Below are 13,818 nucleotides of genomic sequence, written 5' to 3'. Positions count from 1 at the left end.
CTTTCCAAACACAAAAAGGCCGCGTATCGTTCCCCCGATACGCGGCTTTTTTCGTTAAGGAGACCCCACATGCCCGCCCTTTGGATTGCTCACGTCACCGTCACCGATGAAGAGGCTTATGGCAAATATGCCAAGCTGGCCGGTCCCGCCGTTGCGAAACACGGCGGCAAGTTCATCGCCCGAGGTGGCCGCTATGTGCAGCTTGAAGGCAAAGACCGTCCGCGCAACGTGGTAGCCAAGTTCGACAGCGTCGAGGCCGCCGAGGCCTGCTATCACTCGCCCGAATACCAAGAGGCGCTGAGCCACGCCCGCAACGCGTCCGAGCGGGAATTGCTGATCGTCGAAACGGACGAATAGGCGTCAATAGGGGTTTCCGGGACCTCGGTCACTGGACAAAGATTCTTGCCGCAGTGCGACCAGCTCTTCGATTGCGTCTGCCAGATGTTCCTCTGCGATGTTGTAATTCCCGCGCGCCACACGCAGTCGGTGCGCGCGGATCAGGACGTCAGCATGGGTGGATCCGGCAGGCGGCGTGAACTTATAGCTTGCCAGTTCGATCAATAATCCCAACGGGTCGCGGAAATACACAGAATCCATGAAGCCGCGATCTTTCGGGCCGGAATGGCTGATCTGCCGTTCGTCGAGCCGCTCTATCGCCTGCAGAAATGTCGCACGATCCACAGCAAACGCCAGATGATGAACCGCACCCGGGCGGTTCGGGGTGGCGGTCGGGTCCGGGGGGCGCTCTTCATTGGTGAAGATGGTGATCAACCGACCATCTCCGGGATCGAAATAGAGATGCCCCTCTTTCGGGTTGTCCAGATTGGGTTGGTCAAAAATAAAGGGCATGCCCAGCACGCCCTCCCAAAAATCAATCGAAGTTTGACGATCGGCCCCGTTGATCGTGATGTGATGCACACCCTGAACTTGTATCTTTCTCATGATTGCTCCTCCCATCGACGATGGAAGGAGCTTAAGGTGCGAGGGCTGAAACGCAAAGCCTGCGATTGGATCAGGCGTTGGCTTTTGCCATCCGCTTGCGTTCATGCGGGTCCAGATAGCGTTTGCGCAGACGCACGTTTTCGGGTGTCACCTCGACCAGTTCGTCGTCGTTGATATAGGCAATGGCCTCTTCCAGCGACAGCGTGACGGGGGTGGTCAGGCGCACAGCTTCGTCCGAGCCCGAGGCACGCACGTTGGTCAGCTTCTTGCCTTTCAGCGGGTTTACTTCCAGATCGTTGTCGCGCGAATGCTCGCCGATGATCATGCCCTGATAGACATCTGCCTGAGCGCCGATGAACATCTTGCCGCGATCTTCCAGGTTCCACAGGGCGAAGGCAACCGACTGGCCGTTCTCCATCGAGATCAGAACGCCTGCACGACGGCCCGGGATCGGACCTTTGTGGGGCGCCCAGCCGTGGAACACGCGGTTCAGCACGCCGGTGCCGCGCGTGTCGGTCAGGAATTCGCCGTGATAGCCGATCAACCCGCGCGACGGCACGTGACCGATAATGCGGGTTTTGCCTGCGCCAGCCGGGCGCATCTCGACCAACTCGCCTTTGCGCGCGCCGGTCAGTTTCTCGATCACGGCGCCCGAGTATTCGTCATCCACGTCGATGGTGACTTCCTCGATCGGTTCGACTTTCACGCCGTTTTCTTCACGCATGATGACCTGCGGGCGCGAAATCGACAGCTCGAACCCTTCGCGGCGCATATTCTCGATCAGAACGCCCATCTGAAGTTCGCCACGGCCCGAGACCTCGAAGGCCTCTCCGCCGGGGGTGTCTTCGATCTTGATGGCGACGTTCGATTCCGCTTCCTTCATCAGACGATCACGGATGACGCGCGACTGGACTTTCTTGCCATCACGACCCGCCAGCGGGCTGTCGTTGATGCCGAAGGTCACGGTGATGGTGGGCGGATCGATGGGTTGGGCGTCCAGCGGTTCGTCCACGGCCAGCGCACAGATCGTGTCAGCAACGGTGGCTTTCGACATACCCGCGATCGAGACGATGTCACCGGCCTGTGCTTCGTCGATATCCGCCTCTTCCAGACCGCGGAAGGCGCGGATCTTGGTGACGCGGAACTGTTCGATCTTTTGGCCAATACGGCTGAGGGCTTGCACGGTGGCGCCCACTTTTAGCGTGCCGCTTTCAACACGGCCGGTCAGAATGCGGCCCACGAACGGGTCCGAGCCCAGCGTGGTGGCCAGCATACGGAAATCTTCGTCCTGACGGGCAATCTGCTTCGGGGCAGGGACGTGGTTGACGATCAGGTCAAACAGGGCGTGCAGGTCTTTGCGCGGCCCGTCCAGCTCGTGATCGGCCCAGCCCGAACGGCCCGAGGCGTACATATGCGGGAAGTCCAGCTGGTCTTCATTGGCTTCAAGGCTGGCGAAAAGGTCAAAGCATTCGTCCAGCGCGCGGTCAGGTTCCGCGTCGGGCTTGTCCACTTTGTTCAGCACCACAATCGGGCGCAGGCCCAGCGCCAGTGCCTTCGAGGTCACAAACTTGGTCTGCGGCATCGGACCTTCGGCGGCGTCCACCAGCAGAACAACACCGTCGACCATCGACAGGATGCGCTCAACCTCGCCACCGAAGTCGGCGTGGCCGGGGGTGTCAACGATGTTGATCCGGGTGTTTTTCCATTCGACCGAAGTGGGCTTGGCGAAAATCGTGATGCCACGCTCGCGTTCGATGGCGTCGTTGTCCATGGCGCGCTCGGCCACGGCCTGGTTTTCCCGGAACGCGCCGGATTGTTTCAGAAGCTCGTCAACAAGGGTCGTTTTGCCGTGGTCAACGTGTGCGATGATCGCAATATTGCGCAGGTCCATAAGGGCCACCTTCGAAAGAAAAGGGATAAGTTAGGGCGCGCATAGCCCGGTTGGGGCGCGATTGCCAGTGGAAATGCGCGCGGGCGCGGGTATTTCGCCTGTTCAGTGCTGGGCCGACTGCGAAAACAGGTGAATGATCAGAATACCACCTAGGATCATCGACAGACCCAGAAGGGCGGGGAGGTCCAGTTTTTGACCAAACAACGCATATCCAATACCCGCGATCAGCACGATGCCCAGCCCCGACCAGATGGCATAGGCCACGCCCACGGCCATATATTTCAGCGCCCAACCCAGCAGAAAAAAGCTGATCCCATAGGCCACGACCACCGTCACCGACGGCGCAAGCCGCGTGAATTGCTGGCTGGCTTGCAGGGCGGTGGTGCCGATGGTTTCGGCAATGACGGCGAGGATCAGGATCAGATAGGGCATAGCTTTGCTTTCTGTTGCAGAGCCGTTCTAGATCGCCGATTTCGGGCTGTCAGGTCCTAAAGCGACAGTTCTGTCGTTTCCTTCAACTCTTCCATGACGAAGCTGGCCGAGACATCGCTTAGGTCCACTTTCTCGATCAGGCGTTGATAAAGCGCGTCATAGTCTTTCACGTCATACACACGTGCGTGGATCAGGTAATCCAGATCGCCGGTCATGCGATAAGCGCCCAGGATCTCGGGCATCAGCTTCACGGCGCGCGAGAATTTTTTCAGCCAGTCCGGGTCGTGGTTCGACGTGCGGACCTGAATGAACACAGACAGACCGAGGCCCAGTTTCTGGGGATCCAGAAGGGCGACGCGTTTGCGAATGATCCCGCTGTCCTGAAGGATGCGCACGCGCCGCCAGCAGGCATTGCGCGACAGGCCCACCTTGGCGCCCAGCTCTTCAAGGCTTTGATCGGCGTCCTGTTGCAGGGCGCTCAGGATTTTACGGTCAATTGTGTCAATGTCATGCATATGGGAACATTAGTGGGAAAAAATCACACAATCAATCGAAAGTGCCCTGAGATTGGGAACTCTGCACGGCCACAAGGCCTATCATGGTGTCACGCAACAGGAGAGAGACCATGATCAACCGCATTTTCATCGAGCACCCGCAATCCGTGGACGAAACCTATTTCCAGCACGCCCGATTTGCCGCCACGTTCAGCTTTTGGCTCTTTCTGGCGGCGGGTGCCGCCCTTATACATGCCTTAATTCCGGCCGCGTTCGAGAAAACGGCCAGCCGCATTACCGCGCGGCTTTATGCAAAGACCCATAATCGCGGCCAATAAGCCTGTCGGGTCAGAGTAGAGCAAGGGGGCAGCATGTGCCGTTGGGCAGCCTATCTGGGCGCACCGATTTTCATGGAAGAGGTCGTGGTCCAGCCCGGCCATTCGCTGATCCAGCAAAGTCAGGAAGCAGAAGAGGCGAAGACCGCCATCAACGCCGATGGGTTCGGGGTGGCGTGGTATGATCACCGCGCGGAGCCGGGGCTTTATCGCGATGTGTTGCCTGCGTGGTCTGATCCGAACCTGCGCGCCATTGCGCATCAGGTGAAGTCGCGCCTGTTTCTGGCCCATGTGCGGGCTTCGACCGGGTCGGCCACCAGCCGGAACAACTGCCATCCGTTTGCCTATAAGCACTGGAGCTTCATGCATAACGGCCAGATCGGCGGGTTCGAGACGTTCCGCAAGCAGGCAGACATGCTGATCCCGGATGGTCTTTATCACAAGCGGCAGGGCGCTACGGACAGCGAAGTGCTGTTTCTGCTGGTGATGGACGCGATTGAACAGGGTTCGACTGTGCCGCAAGCCTTGGAACAGGCGACGCGGGCGCTGTTGAACTTGTCGCACAAGCATGGGACCACACCGCATCTGCGCCTCTCGGCAGCATTGTCGGACGGCACCTCCCTGTGGGCTGCGCGTTGTGCGTCCGACCAATATGCGCCGTCCGTCTATTACCGTTGGTCTAACAGCCGTCAGGGCTGGGCCGTCGTGTCCGAGCCGCTGGACCGGGACGAGGATGACTGGATCTGTCTGCCCCCAGGCCACATCGCACGCTTTGAGGGGCGCGATGTGACGGTGGAGCCGTTTCAGCCTTAAGCGTCTTCGTTCTGAGACCAATCAGGCTTGCGCTTTTCGATGAAGGCCTGAATGCCCTCGGCCGTGTCACGCAGCATCATGTTTTTGGCCATCACGCCGCCGGTGAAGGCATAGGCCTCTTCCAGATCCATCAGCGCTTGGTCATAGAAGGCGGATTTGCCGATTTTCACGGCGGCACCCAGTTTCGAGGCCACAGTGGCGGCCAGTTCGTCGGTGGCCGCACGCAGGTCCTCATGCGGCACCACGCGATTGACCAACCCAACCTCGCGGGCGCGGGCGGCGTCGATGAACTCGCCGGTCGTCAGCATTTCGAACGCCACCTTGCGCGGGACGTTGCGGGTCAGCGCCACCATCGGGGTTGAGCAGAAAAGACCGATATTCACGCCGTTCACGCCAAACCGCGTGCCTTCAGCGGCGACGGCCATGTCGCAGGTCGCGGCGAGCTGGCAACCCGCGGCTGTGGCGATGCCATGCACCTCGGCAATGACGGGTTGGGGCAGGCGTGGGATCAAGGTCATGACCTCGGCGCAGCGCGAGAACAGATCGTTGAAATAGGCGTGTCCGCCATCCTCGGCTGCCCGGCCGGCGGTCATCTCCTTCAGGTCATGGCCCGCGCAGAACACCTTGCCTGCGCCCGCGATCACAATCGCGCGGATCGAGTTATCTTCGGCCAGCGCCTCAAGCTCGGTTTTCAGGGCCGCCAGCATCGCATCCGACAACGCATTCAGCGCGCCGGGGTTATTCAACGTCAAACGCGCAACTGACGCTGCGTCCTCGCGGATCAGAAGTGGATCTGCCATCTTGTCCTCCCATGGTTCGCGTCACACGATAGGCGCGAGAAACCGAGGGGGAAACCATGCAATTGAAAATGACGCAACGTGACTTGCAGGCGTTCCTGCATGCCGAGTTCCCGCAGGTCGCCGATGACTTCGAAGTGGCCGAGGTCGCACCGATGCGCGCCATCATCCGCAAGAAGATCGACACCAAGCATCTGCGCCCCGGGGGGACCGTGTCCGGCCCCAGCATGTTCGCGCTTGCGGACGTTGCAATATATCTGGCGGTGTTGGCGATGATCGGCCCCAAGGCGCTGGCCGTCACGACGAACTGCTCGATCGATTTCATGCGCAAACCGGCTTCTGGTGCCGACCTTCTGGCGCATGCGACCATTCACAAGCTGGGTAAGGTGCTCGCTGTGGGCGACGTGCTGATCTATTCCGAAGGCGACGACCGCCCCGTCGCCCGCGCCAGTTTGACATACTCGATCCCGCCGGAACGGGGTTGACCCGGGCAGGGGAAAGGCGCACGACATTAGAGAATTACAATATGTCGCGCGAGGATTATATCGCCCATGTCTGACACGACCCAAGCCCCCGAGCCGAACGCCGCCGAGTTCAGCCGCTTAGCGCATTTTCCGGTCACCTTCTTTGCCATCGTGATGGGGCTGATGGGCCTGACCTTGGCGCTGCATGCTGGTGCCCCTGCGATGCCGATCCTAGAGCCTGCATCTTCGCTGATGCTGCTGATCGGGGCTGCGGTGATGATCGTGATTGCCCTGATCTATGTCGCCAAGGCGCTGCGCCATCCCGCTGCCGTGGCCGAGGAATGGCATCATCCGGTGAAGCTGGCCTTCTTCCCAACGATCTCGATCTCATTGCTGCTGCTGGCGACGGCCGTGTTTCCGTATAACACCGCGCTGGCCGAGTATGTGTGGCTGGCCGGGGTTGCCGGGCAGGGGGTGCTGACCATCGCGGTAATCTCGGGCTGGATCAGCCATCGGTCCTTTCAGGTGGGCCATCTGACGCCCGCATGGTTCATTCCCGCGGTGGGCAATGTGATTGTACCCGTTCTGGGCGCCCGTATGGGGTACATCGAGACATCGTGGCTGTTCTTCTCGGGCGGCATGATCTTCTGGATTGTATTGCTCACGCTGGTGATGAACCGCCTAATCTTCCACGATCCCATCGTCGCGCGGCTGTTTCCCACCATGGTGATCCTGATCGCGCCACCCGCTGTCGCGTTTCTGGCCTATGTCAGCATGACCGGAGACGTGGATGGGATCGCGCGCTTTCTGATTTATGCGGGGTATATCTTTGCAGCCCTTGTGATCGCGCAGGTGCCGCGTTTGGCCAAGCTGCCTTTCGCGCTCAGCTGGTGGGCGCTGAGCTTCCCCATCGCCGCCCTATCGATCGCCTCTTTCCGTTTTGCGCAGTTGGATGGTTCGCGCACGCATCACAACATCGGTTTTATCCTGTTAATTGTGTTGGTTCTGGTGGTCGCTGGTCTGATCTGGCGGACCGGGAAAGCAATTTTGCGCGGCGAAATTTGCGTTCCGGAATAAAAAAATGGCCGGGGAAAGCCCCGGCCCAGGAAAAGGTTTCGGTTCAGCGTCACCCGCGCCAGAAGGGCTTTTCCGCCTCGATTTGCGCTTGGGTCTTGGTGATGCCGATATCTTTGTAGAGGTGGTCTGGAAGATCCCTCAGTGCACATCGCGTGCTGCGAAACATGCGCCATTTGGTGACGGTCACGGCGACAACCAGCGCGACTTCTGCCAGGGCGGGCAGCGGGCGGTTCGTGTCAAGAAAGGCGAGCCGGTCATGCCGGTACGTGTTTCCGTGTTCCATCTTAAACTCCAAGAATTGTATTGATACAATATGGCGTGTATGCCATGATGTACTGATGCAAAGCGAATCCATGCCACACAATTGGAATATTGTTATGGGTACAATTTTCTCGGAACAGCTTATGGACGGGCAGGGGCCTAAGTACCGCCGGTTGGTGGATGGACTGGTGGCTGCTATCAAATCCGGCGATCTGCCCGAGGGCGAGAAACTGCCGCCCGTGCGCGAGCTGGCATGGGATTTGAAAATCACTCCGGGGACGGTGGCACGGGCCTATTCCATTCTGGGCGAAGAGGGCTGGGTCTCGGCCGAGGTCGGGCGCGGTACATTTGTGCGCCCAGAAGGTGCGCGCCCCAAGGCGAAGCCAGCCCCAAGCGATGGCTATATGAAGCATCAGGCGCATGCGCTGCACAGTGAGCCTGAGACGGATTTCCTGTTCGCCCCGCGCCTACCGGATGTCGGGCAGGTCGACATTATTCGCGATGCCATTCGCGCGGCAGCGGATCTGCCAGACACGTTGCTGTTGCGGTATCCATTCCATGGGTCGCAAAGCTATTTGCGCGAGGCGTTGCTGGCGCACATCCCTGAACAGGAAAGAAGCGGGATCGGCGCGGATGACATTGTGGTCACCAACGGGGGGCAGAACGCGATCATGCTGTCTATGCAGACCCTGCTGGCGGAAGGGCCGCGGGTGGTGATGGTCGAGGAGCATTCCTATCCTGGTCTGCGTCGCGCGGTCGAGTTGCTCGGCGCCAAGGTTGTGGCTGTCCCAATGGATGACGAAGGCGTTGATCCGCAGGCGTTGGAGCATGTGGCGCGTAGCAGCGGGGCCAGTCTGTTCTTCACCATGCCGGAAGCCCACAACCCAACCTGCCGCGTCACCAGCGAGGAGCGCCGCCATGAGGTCGTGCAGATCGCGCGTAAACACGGGTTCCATGTCGTGCAGGACGATTGCTATCGCCTTGGCCCAGCACAGGCGCCCAGCTATCGCACACTGTTGCCCGAGCAATCCTGGTTCATTTCGTCCTTCTCGAAAACGATTTCTCCGGCGCTACGGGCGGGCTATGTGGTGACGCCCGCGAACTGGTCGGGGAAACTGCGCCGTGTTGTGGATGTCAACTATTTCGGCATTTCGTCGCCCACCGCCGAGATCCTCTATCAAGTACTCGCACATCCGCAGCTGCCAAAGGCGATTGAGGACATGCGCCGTCGGAATCGAGAGTACATAGAGATCGCGGTCAACATGCTGGGGCGGTTTGATCTTGGCTGGAGCCACGACGTGCCGTTCTTCTGGCTCAAGTTGCCTTTGGGCTGGCGGGTGTCGAGTTTCTGTCAGGTCGCAGAAACGAAAGGCATTCGCGTGCGTCCCGGTGATGATTTCGCGTTGCGGGGCGGGCCATCGCCTCAGGCCGTGCGCATTTCGGTCAATGGACAAATGCCGCTTGAACGGTTTAGGCGCGTACTGACAGAATTAGTCACGCTTTTGGACAATCCAACCGATACTTTAAGTGTCTGAGGGGTGAAAATAAGTGGGGTAAAATAATACCATATTTGTAAGCTGTTGTTTTACATAATAAAACGCATGAAAACTGCGCTTGACCCGCTCTGCAAAATCACTAAAACCACCCCATCCGAAACCCAATCAGGGCTGAACACATGAAAACGTTCTCTGCAACGCCTGCAGATATCGACAAGAAATGGATCCTGATCGACGCCGAAGGCGTTGTTCTGGGCCGTCTTGCGTCGATCATCGCAATGCGTCTTCGTGGCAAGCACAAAGCCACCTTCACCCCGCACATGGACATGGGCGACAACGTCATTGTCATCAACGCGGACAAAGTACAAATGACCGGCAAGAAGCGCACCGACAAAGTGCACTACTGGCACACCGGCTACCCGGGCGGCATCAAGTCGCGCACCGCGGGTCAGATCCTCGAGGGTGCACACCCCGAGCGTCTGGTGACCAAAGCCGTACAGCGCATGCTGCCCGGCGGCAAACTGAGCCGTCAGCAGATGACCAACCTGCGCGTATACGCCGGCGCCGAGCACCCCCACGAGGCCCAGAGCCCCGAAGTGCTGGACGTCAAGTCGATGAACCCCAAAAACACACGTGAGGGCTGATCATGGCTGAAGAGATCAAATCGCTGGACGAGCTGAACGCCGTCGCAGAAGGCACCGAAGCCGTTGTTGAGGTTGCCGCCCCCCGTGAGCCCGTCCGTGACGAGCTGGGTCGTTCCTATGCCACCGGCAAGCGTAAAGACGCTGTTGCCCGCGTGTGGATCAAGCCGGGCTCCGGCAAGGTCACCGTAAACGGTAAAGAAATGGACAAATACTTCGCACGCCCCGTGCTGCAGCTGATCGTACGTCAGCCGGCTCAGGTTGCTGGTGTTGAAGGCGAATTCGACGTGGTTGCCACCGTTAAAGGCGGCGGTCTGTCGGGCCAAGCTGGTGCGGTTAAGCACGGGATTTCGAAAGCTCTGCAGCTTTACGAACCCTCGCTGCGCGGCGCTCTGAAAGCTGCTGGCTTCCTGACCCGTGACTCGCGTGTCGTTGAACGTAAGAAGTTCGGCCGCCGCAAAGCACGTCGTTCGTTCCAGTTCTCGAAGCGTTAATCGCCGAGATACAGAATTTGGGAAGGGCTGCCGGTTCGGCGGCCCTTTTCTTTTGCGTGGGTGCGATTTGCATCTGTTTGATGTTGCGGGGGGCAGGGCGATGGCCTATATCCCGGCCCTAGGCACCCGTAGCTCAGCTGGATAGAGCGCTGCCCTCCGAAGGCAGAGGCCAGAGGTTCGAATCCTCTCGGGTGCGCCATTTCCCTAATTAAATCTGAAACTTCGTCCTGTGGGCTGGCTTAGCTGTCTTGATACCGCTCCACGAAGTTCCACAAAATCTGCGCAGGCGCGTGGACGTCGGCGGCGTGGACCATGTCGACCAGTGCCTCGGCTTCCTCTGGCGGGAAATAGCCGTGGTGTTTGTAGATGCCGATCCGGGTTTCGAACCCGTGCGCGTCGGCTTCGGGGTGGAACTGGGTGGCATAGACGTTCTGGCCGAAGCGGATCATTTGGAACGGGCAGGGGGCGGAGGTGACCAATTGCACACAGCCTTCGGGCAGGCGTTGCATGGCTTCTTTGTGGCCCACGAAGGCTTCGAACGCGTCGGGAATGCCGGCCAGCAGCGGGTCTGCGCGTCCGTCGTCGGTCAGGCGGCAGGGGCTGGCGCTGACGGGTTCTCCGTACTGCTCTTTCGAGATCGCGCCGGGTTCAAGGTGATGACCGAGAATACCAATGCCATAGCAGCAGCCCAGAAACGGGATGTCGCGTACAGTGATCTGCGGCATCAGTGACAGGCACTCGGCCTCAATCTTGGCCTCGACCTCTGATTTCTTCTCGGGTGCATCGGACACGCAGCCGGGCCCGCCCCCAACGATCACACCCGCATAGTCGGACAGGTTCAGATCGGCGGGGATGTTCTCTTGATCCAGTCGGATGCGGTGTACCTGATCTTCGGTCAGACCGCCTTTCGACAGAAACGCTTGAAATTCATCATCCGAGGCATCGGTTTCGGGGCGCAGTTGCAGGATCAGGAAAGGTTTCATGGGAGCCTCGTCAGTCGTTCAGGGCTTGATGCCAAACAACCTACCGCGCCACAACAAAAAAGCGCCCGAGGGCGCTTTTGGATCTATCTTATAGGCAGTGGGATCAGCGGCCCCAGGTGCGGATCACGCCACAATCCATATGCACGAAGTTCGAGCCAGAGTATTTGCCAACGCCGCCGCCGTTACAGGCGACAGCCGCTTTGAACATCTGGTTCACCGAACGGGTCTTCAGACGCAGGTCGGCTGCCTGACCCTTCATGTGAAGCGAGTTCTTGGCCACCCCGCGCGAGCGCGAGCGCAGCATCGCGTTGGTCTTGGGCGAGCGATAGCCCGACAGCATGGTGTAGGGTTCACGCACATCCATCAACCCGTGGGCGGCGGCCATGATGTCGATGGTGCGGGTGTCGATCTTGATCGAGGTGTCCGTCCGCCAGTCGCGCATGAAATGGTTGATCTCTTTCAAGGCATCTTTGATGTATTTGCCTTCAACCCAGTAGATCATGTTGATGGTTTCGCCGGTGCGGCCCGAATACATGGCCAGACGGCGCACATCGCCCCCACCGCGCAAAAAGCCCGCCGCGTTCGCATACATGGGTGCTGCCGTCACAGCCGTTGCTGCAAAAGCCCCAAGTAGCCCGCGCCGAGTGATGCCCGATTTCAAGCCGTTCGAAGTCCCGTAGGTCATTGTCGTAGCGTGTCCCGTCGCTTGCCTGTCACCATACCCGCCTGACTCTGCGGTCAAATCGGGGTGGTGTGTTTGCCTATTCCCCAGACGTGTCTTCTTATGACACAACTCGAATCGTGCGCCAAGTAGAGTTTTCAGTCCCTTAACGGGTTCAAGAAAAATCGGCGGGAATTTGCTGAAAATCGTGAAACTGGGGTTAACCGTGGCACGTGTGCTGCACTCGGACTGGTTGAGGTAAGGTATTCCGGAAACAGTTTAGATGCTTTTCGCAAAACCTGCCTTGGTTTTCGGGATTGTGAATAGACAGCCTTAACCAGATGTTGGAATACTGAACATCAGTACGATCTTATTCATTTCGGACATGACATGACGAAAAATTTGCCTGCGCGTGCACCCTTTGTAAGCTTTGCTTTTGCAGCCATTGGGGCCGCTGTTCTGAGTTTCTCTTCCCCGGCGCCCGTCGCGGCGCAAAGCTCGGTCTCTGCCTTTGCGCAGTCGGTGGCCGAGGCTGCCGCCCGCGAGGGCGAAGTTGCCGCGTTCTATCGGGCAAACGCCTATCAGCCGATCTGGACCGGGACATCCGCAGAAGATATGGCCCGTCGCAAGGCTTTGTTTATGGCCCTGTCCAAAGCGCCGGATCACGGGCTTCCCGCGGTCGATCTGGAGGATCTGAAAGCGCGCATGGCGAATGTCACGTCGGTGCGTCAGCTGGGGGCGCTTGAGGTCGAGCTATCCACGCTGTTGGTGGACTATGCGCAGGGTGTGAACACGGGCGTTTTGACGCCGTCCAAAATCGACAGTGGTATCGTGCGCAAGGTTGATCGCAAAGACGGTACAGATATTCTGGCAACCTTTGCCGTGTCCTCGCCTGCCGAGTATCTGAAATCCTTGCCGCCCCGACATGCCGAGTATGGCCGTCTGATGCGCGAAAAACTGCGTCTGGAAGAGACCATTCAACACGGTGGCTGGGGTAAGACCGTTTCAGCGCAGAAACTTAAGCCCGGACAGTCGGGGGACGCCGTCATTGCGCTGCGTAACCGTCTGGTCCGTATGGGATATCTGAACCGCTCGGCCAGCCGCACCTATGATGCGTCGATCCAAAAGGCCGTGCAGCAATTTCAAGCCGATCATGGCCTGACCGATGATGGCGTGGCCGGGAAAGGCACCATTTCCGAGATCAACGTCTCGCCCGAAAAACGTCTGGCCGCGGTGCTGGTGGCGATGGAGCGCGAGCGCTGGACAAACTTCGAACGTGGCGCACGTCATGTTTGGGTCAACCTGACTGATTTTACTGCGAAAATTGTGGACAACGGTGCGGTGACCTTCCGGACCCGCTCGGTCATTGGCAAGAATGTCTCGGATCAGCGCAGCCCCGAATTCTCGGATGTGATGGAACACATGGTGATTAATCCCACCTGGAATGTGCCGCGGTCTATTGCGACCAAAGAATATCTGCCGATGCTGAAGAAGAACCCCAACGCGGTCAGCCATCTGAAGCTGATCGACAGCCGGGGGCGTGTGGTAAAACGTGATGCGGTGGATTTCACCCAATTCACGGCACGCAGCTTCCCCTTTGCGATCAAGCAGGCGCCGTCCTCGCGCAATGCGCTGGGGTTGGTGAAATTCATGTTCCCGAACAAACACAACATCTATCTTCATGATACGCCGTCAAAAAGCCTCTTTGCCCGCGAAGTGCGTGCGTTTAGCCACGGCTGTATCCGCCTGAGCGATCCGTTTGATTTCGCCTATGCGCTTTTGGCCAAGCAAAGCAGCAATCCTAAAGCGACCTTCCACAAGGCGCTCGATACGCGTCGCGAGACCCAGATTGATCTGGAACAGCATGTGCCGGTGCATATCGTCTATCGTACCGCTGTGGCGCCGGCGAAGGGCCGTGTGAACTATCGTCGCGACATTTATGGGCGGGATGCGAAAGTTTGGGCCGCTTTGCAGAATGCCGGGGTAGCACTTCCGGCCGTGGATGGTTAAATCCTTTAGTGCGGTGTTCGGGCGCAA

The 13,818-nt window shown here is 59.0% G+C and carries 17 protein-coding genes and 1 tRNA gene; 10 read left to right on the top strand and 8 right to left on the bottom strand.

From position 1 onward, the window contains the following. Positions 1 to 69: 69 nt before the first annotated feature. On the top strand, positions 70 to 357 hold the full coding sequence (locus tag Q0677_RS05095; protein WP_282064954.1) for a DUF1330 domain-containing protein: 288 nt from the start codon (positions 70 to 72) through the stop codon (positions 355 to 357). 3 nt (positions 358 to 360) lie between these two features. On the opposite strand, the gene Q0677_RS05090 is transcribed toward Q0677_RS05095, so the two are convergent. From Q0677_RS05090 to Q0677_RS05075, 4 genes are all read right to left on the bottom strand, one after another. Beyond that, entirely contained in the window at positions 361 to 942 is a 582-nt protein-coding gene (locus Q0677_RS05090; RefSeq protein ID WP_298906633.1) for a VOC family protein, read from the bottom strand. 70 nt (positions 943 to 1,012) lie between these two features. Further along, positions 1,013 to 2,833: a translational GTPase TypA gene (gene typA, locus Q0677_RS05085; protein WP_298906629.1), complete on the bottom strand. Its 1,821-nt coding sequence runs from the start codon at positions 2,831 to 2,833 to the stop codon at positions 1,013 to 1,015. Positions 2,834 to 2,935: 102 nt separating this feature from the next. Continuing rightward, positions 2,936 to 3,265, bottom strand: a complete 330-nt coding sequence (locus Q0677_RS05080; RefSeq protein ID WP_298906624.1) for an SMR family transporter — start codon at positions 3,263 to 3,265, stop codon at positions 2,936 to 2,938. Positions 3,266 to 3,321: 56 nt separating this feature from the next. Further along, complete coding sequence (locus tag Q0677_RS05075; protein ID WP_298906621.1) at positions 3,322 to 3,780, bottom strand: Lrp/AsnC family transcriptional regulator; 459 nt, start codon at positions 3,778 to 3,780, stop codon at positions 3,322 to 3,324. A 110-nt stretch (positions 3,781 to 3,890) separates the two neighbouring features. On the opposite strand from Q0677_RS05075, the gene Q0677_RS05070 reads away from it, so the two are divergent. Both Q0677_RS05070 and Q0677_RS05065 read left to right on the top strand, forming a co-directional pair. Next, a complete protein-coding gene (locus tag Q0677_RS05070) occupies positions 3,891 to 4,097 on the top strand; it encodes a DUF6356 family protein (RefSeq protein WP_205669544.1) in 207 nt (68 codons plus the stop codon). A 33-nt stretch (positions 4,098 to 4,130) separates the two neighbouring features. Beyond that, positions 4,131 to 4,907, top strand: coding sequence for a class II glutamine amidotransferase (locus Q0677_RS05065; protein WP_298906614.1), 777 nt, complete (start codon positions 4,131 to 4,133; stop codon positions 4,905 to 4,907). On the opposite strand, the gene Q0677_RS05060 is transcribed toward Q0677_RS05065, so the two are convergent. Further along, positions 4,904 to 5,707, bottom strand: a complete 804-nt coding sequence (locus Q0677_RS05060) for an enoyl-CoA hydratase (RefSeq protein ID WP_298906613.1) — start codon at positions 5,705 to 5,707, stop codon at positions 4,904 to 4,906. The two genes, Q0677_RS05065 and Q0677_RS05060, sit on opposite strands and share 4 nt — an antisense overlap. 56 nt (positions 5,708 to 5,763) lie before the next feature. Between Q0677_RS05060 and Q0677_RS05055 the strand changes: the two genes are divergently transcribed. Both Q0677_RS05055 and Q0677_RS05050 read left to right on the top strand, forming a co-directional pair. Beyond that, on the top strand, positions 5,764 to 6,189 hold the full coding sequence (locus tag Q0677_RS05055; protein ID WP_298906612.1) for a PaaI family thioesterase: 426 nt from the start codon (positions 5,764 to 5,766) through the stop codon (positions 6,187 to 6,189). Between the two features lie 66 nt (positions 6,190 to 6,255). After that, positions 6,256 to 7,245 carry an SLAC1 anion channel family protein gene (locus Q0677_RS05050; protein WP_298906610.1) on the top strand — a complete coding sequence of 330 codons (990 nt, stop codon included), beginning with the start codon at positions 6,256 to 6,258 and terminating at the stop codon, positions 7,243 to 7,245. 49 nt (positions 7,246 to 7,294) lie between these two features. Here Q0677_RS05050 and Q0677_RS05045 read toward each other — a convergent pair whose 3' ends face one another. Then, positions 7,295 to 7,528 (bottom strand): DUF1127 domain-containing protein, encoded by a 234-nt coding sequence (locus Q0677_RS05045; RefSeq protein WP_133488280.1) that lies wholly within the window; start codon positions 7,526 to 7,528, stop codon positions 7,295 to 7,297. A gap of 94 nt (positions 7,529 to 7,622) precedes the next feature. On the opposite strand from Q0677_RS05045, the gene Q0677_RS05040 reads away from it, so the two are divergent. The 4 genes from Q0677_RS05040 (at position 7,623) to Q0677_RS05025 (ending at position 10,336) form a co-directional block, all read left to right on the top strand. Next, positions 7,623 to 9,041 carry a PLP-dependent aminotransferase family protein gene (locus Q0677_RS05040; RefSeq protein WP_298906601.1) on the top strand — a complete coding sequence of 473 codons (1,419 nt, stop codon included), beginning with the start codon at positions 7,623 to 7,625 and terminating at the stop codon, positions 9,039 to 9,041. A gap of 140 nt (positions 9,042 to 9,181) precedes the next feature. Further along, positions 9,182 to 9,646 carry a 50S ribosomal protein L13 gene (gene rplM, locus Q0677_RS05035; RefSeq protein WP_298906596.1) on the top strand — a complete coding sequence of 155 codons (465 nt, stop codon included), beginning with the start codon at positions 9,182 to 9,184 and terminating at the stop codon, positions 9,644 to 9,646. A 2-nt stretch (positions 9,647 to 9,648) separates the two neighbouring features. Beyond that, positions 9,649 to 10,137: a 30S ribosomal protein S9 gene (gene rpsI, locus Q0677_RS05030; RefSeq protein ID WP_298906593.1), complete on the top strand. Its 489-nt coding sequence runs from the start codon at positions 9,649 to 9,651 to the stop codon at positions 10,135 to 10,137. 122 nt (positions 10,138 to 10,259) lie between these two features. Continuing rightward, positions 10,260 to 10,336 (top strand) — tRNA-Arg (locus Q0677_RS05025). Positions 10,337 to 10,376: 40 nt separating this feature from the next. On the opposite strand, the gene Q0677_RS05020 is transcribed toward Q0677_RS05025, so the two are convergent. Together Q0677_RS05020 and Q0677_RS05015 are read right to left on the bottom strand one after the other, a co-directional pair. Next, entirely contained in the window at positions 10,377 to 11,120 is a 744-nt protein-coding gene (locus Q0677_RS05020; RefSeq protein ID WP_298906587.1) for a glutamine amidotransferase, read from the bottom strand. Between the two features lie 103 nt (positions 11,121 to 11,223). Next, positions 11,224 to 11,805: a DUF882 domain-containing protein gene (locus tag Q0677_RS05015; RefSeq protein WP_133488291.1), complete on the bottom strand. Its 582-nt coding sequence runs from the start codon at positions 11,803 to 11,805 to the stop codon at positions 11,224 to 11,226. 366 nt (positions 11,806 to 12,171) lie between these two features. Between Q0677_RS05015 and Q0677_RS05010 the strand changes: the two genes are divergently transcribed. Then, positions 12,172 to 13,791 carry a L,D-transpeptidase family protein gene (locus tag Q0677_RS05010; protein ID WP_298906584.1) on the top strand — a complete coding sequence of 540 codons (1,620 nt, stop codon included), beginning with the start codon at positions 12,172 to 12,174 and terminating at the stop codon, positions 13,789 to 13,791. Positions 13,792 to 13,818 lie beyond the last annotated feature (27 nt).

Source organism: uncultured Aliiroseovarius sp. (assembly GCF_947492455.1).
Lineage (GTDB): Bacteria > Pseudomonadota > Alphaproteobacteria > Rhodobacterales > Rhodobacteraceae > Aliiroseovarius.
Note: the sequence above shows the minus strand (reverse complement) of the source record. Positions and strands in the feature narration are given on the sequence as shown.

Excerpts from the sequence above, each read along its gene's own strand:
- Q0677_RS05095 (WP_282064954.1), top strand. The coding sequence starts at position 70 with ATGCCCGCCCTTTGGATTGCTCACGTCACCGTCACCGATGAAGAGGCT.
- Q0677_RS05090 (WP_298906633.1), bottom strand. The coding sequence starts at position 942 with ATGAGAAAGATACAAGTTCAGGGTGTGCATCACATCACGATCAACGGG.
- typA (WP_298906629.1), bottom strand. The coding sequence starts at position 2,833 with ATGGACCTGCGCAATATTGCGATCATCGCACACGTTGACCACGGCAAA.
- Q0677_RS05080 (WP_298906624.1), bottom strand. The coding sequence starts at position 3,265 with ATGCCCTATCTGATCCTGATCCTCGCCGTCATTGCCGAAACCATCGGC.
- Q0677_RS05075 (WP_298906621.1), bottom strand. The coding sequence starts at position 3,780 with ATGCATGACATTGACACAATTGACCGTAAAATCCTGAGCGCCCTGCAA.
- Q0677_RS05070 (WP_205669544.1), top strand. The coding sequence starts at position 3,891 with ATGATCAACCGCATTTTCATCGAGCACCCGCAATCCGTGGACGAAACC.
- Q0677_RS05065 (WP_298906614.1), top strand. The coding sequence starts at position 4,131 with ATGTGCCGTTGGGCAGCCTATCTGGGCGCACCGATTTTCATGGAAGAG.
- Q0677_RS05060 (WP_298906613.1), bottom strand. The coding sequence starts at position 5,707 with ATGGCAGATCCACTTCTGATCCGCGAGGACGCAGCGTCAGTTGCGCGT.
- Q0677_RS05055 (WP_298906612.1), top strand. The coding sequence starts at position 5,764 with ATGCAATTGAAAATGACGCAACGTGACTTGCAGGCGTTCCTGCATGCC.
- Q0677_RS05050 (WP_298906610.1), top strand. The coding sequence starts at position 6,256 with ATGTCTGACACGACCCAAGCCCCCGAGCCGAACGCCGCCGAGTTCAGC.
- Q0677_RS05045 (WP_133488280.1), bottom strand. The coding sequence starts at position 7,528 with ATGGAACACGGAAACACGTACCGGCATGACCGGCTCGCCTTTCTTGAC.
- Q0677_RS05040 (WP_298906601.1), top strand. The coding sequence starts at position 7,623 with ATGGGTACAATTTTCTCGGAACAGCTTATGGACGGGCAGGGGCCTAAG.
- rplM (WP_298906596.1), top strand. The coding sequence starts at position 9,182 with ATGAAAACGTTCTCTGCAACGCCTGCAGATATCGACAAGAAATGGATC.
- rpsI (WP_298906593.1), top strand. The coding sequence starts at position 9,649 with ATGGCTGAAGAGATCAAATCGCTGGACGAGCTGAACGCCGTCGCAGAA.
- Q0677_RS05020 (WP_298906587.1), bottom strand. The coding sequence starts at position 11,120 with ATGAAACCTTTCCTGATCCTGCAACTGCGCCCCGAAACCGATGCCTCG.
- Q0677_RS05015 (WP_133488291.1), bottom strand. The coding sequence starts at position 11,805 with ATGACCTACGGGACTTCGAACGGCTTGAAATCGGGCATCACTCGGCGC.
- Q0677_RS05010 (WP_298906584.1), top strand. The coding sequence starts at position 12,172 with ATGACGAAAAATTTGCCTGCGCGTGCACCCTTTGTAAGCTTTGCTTTT.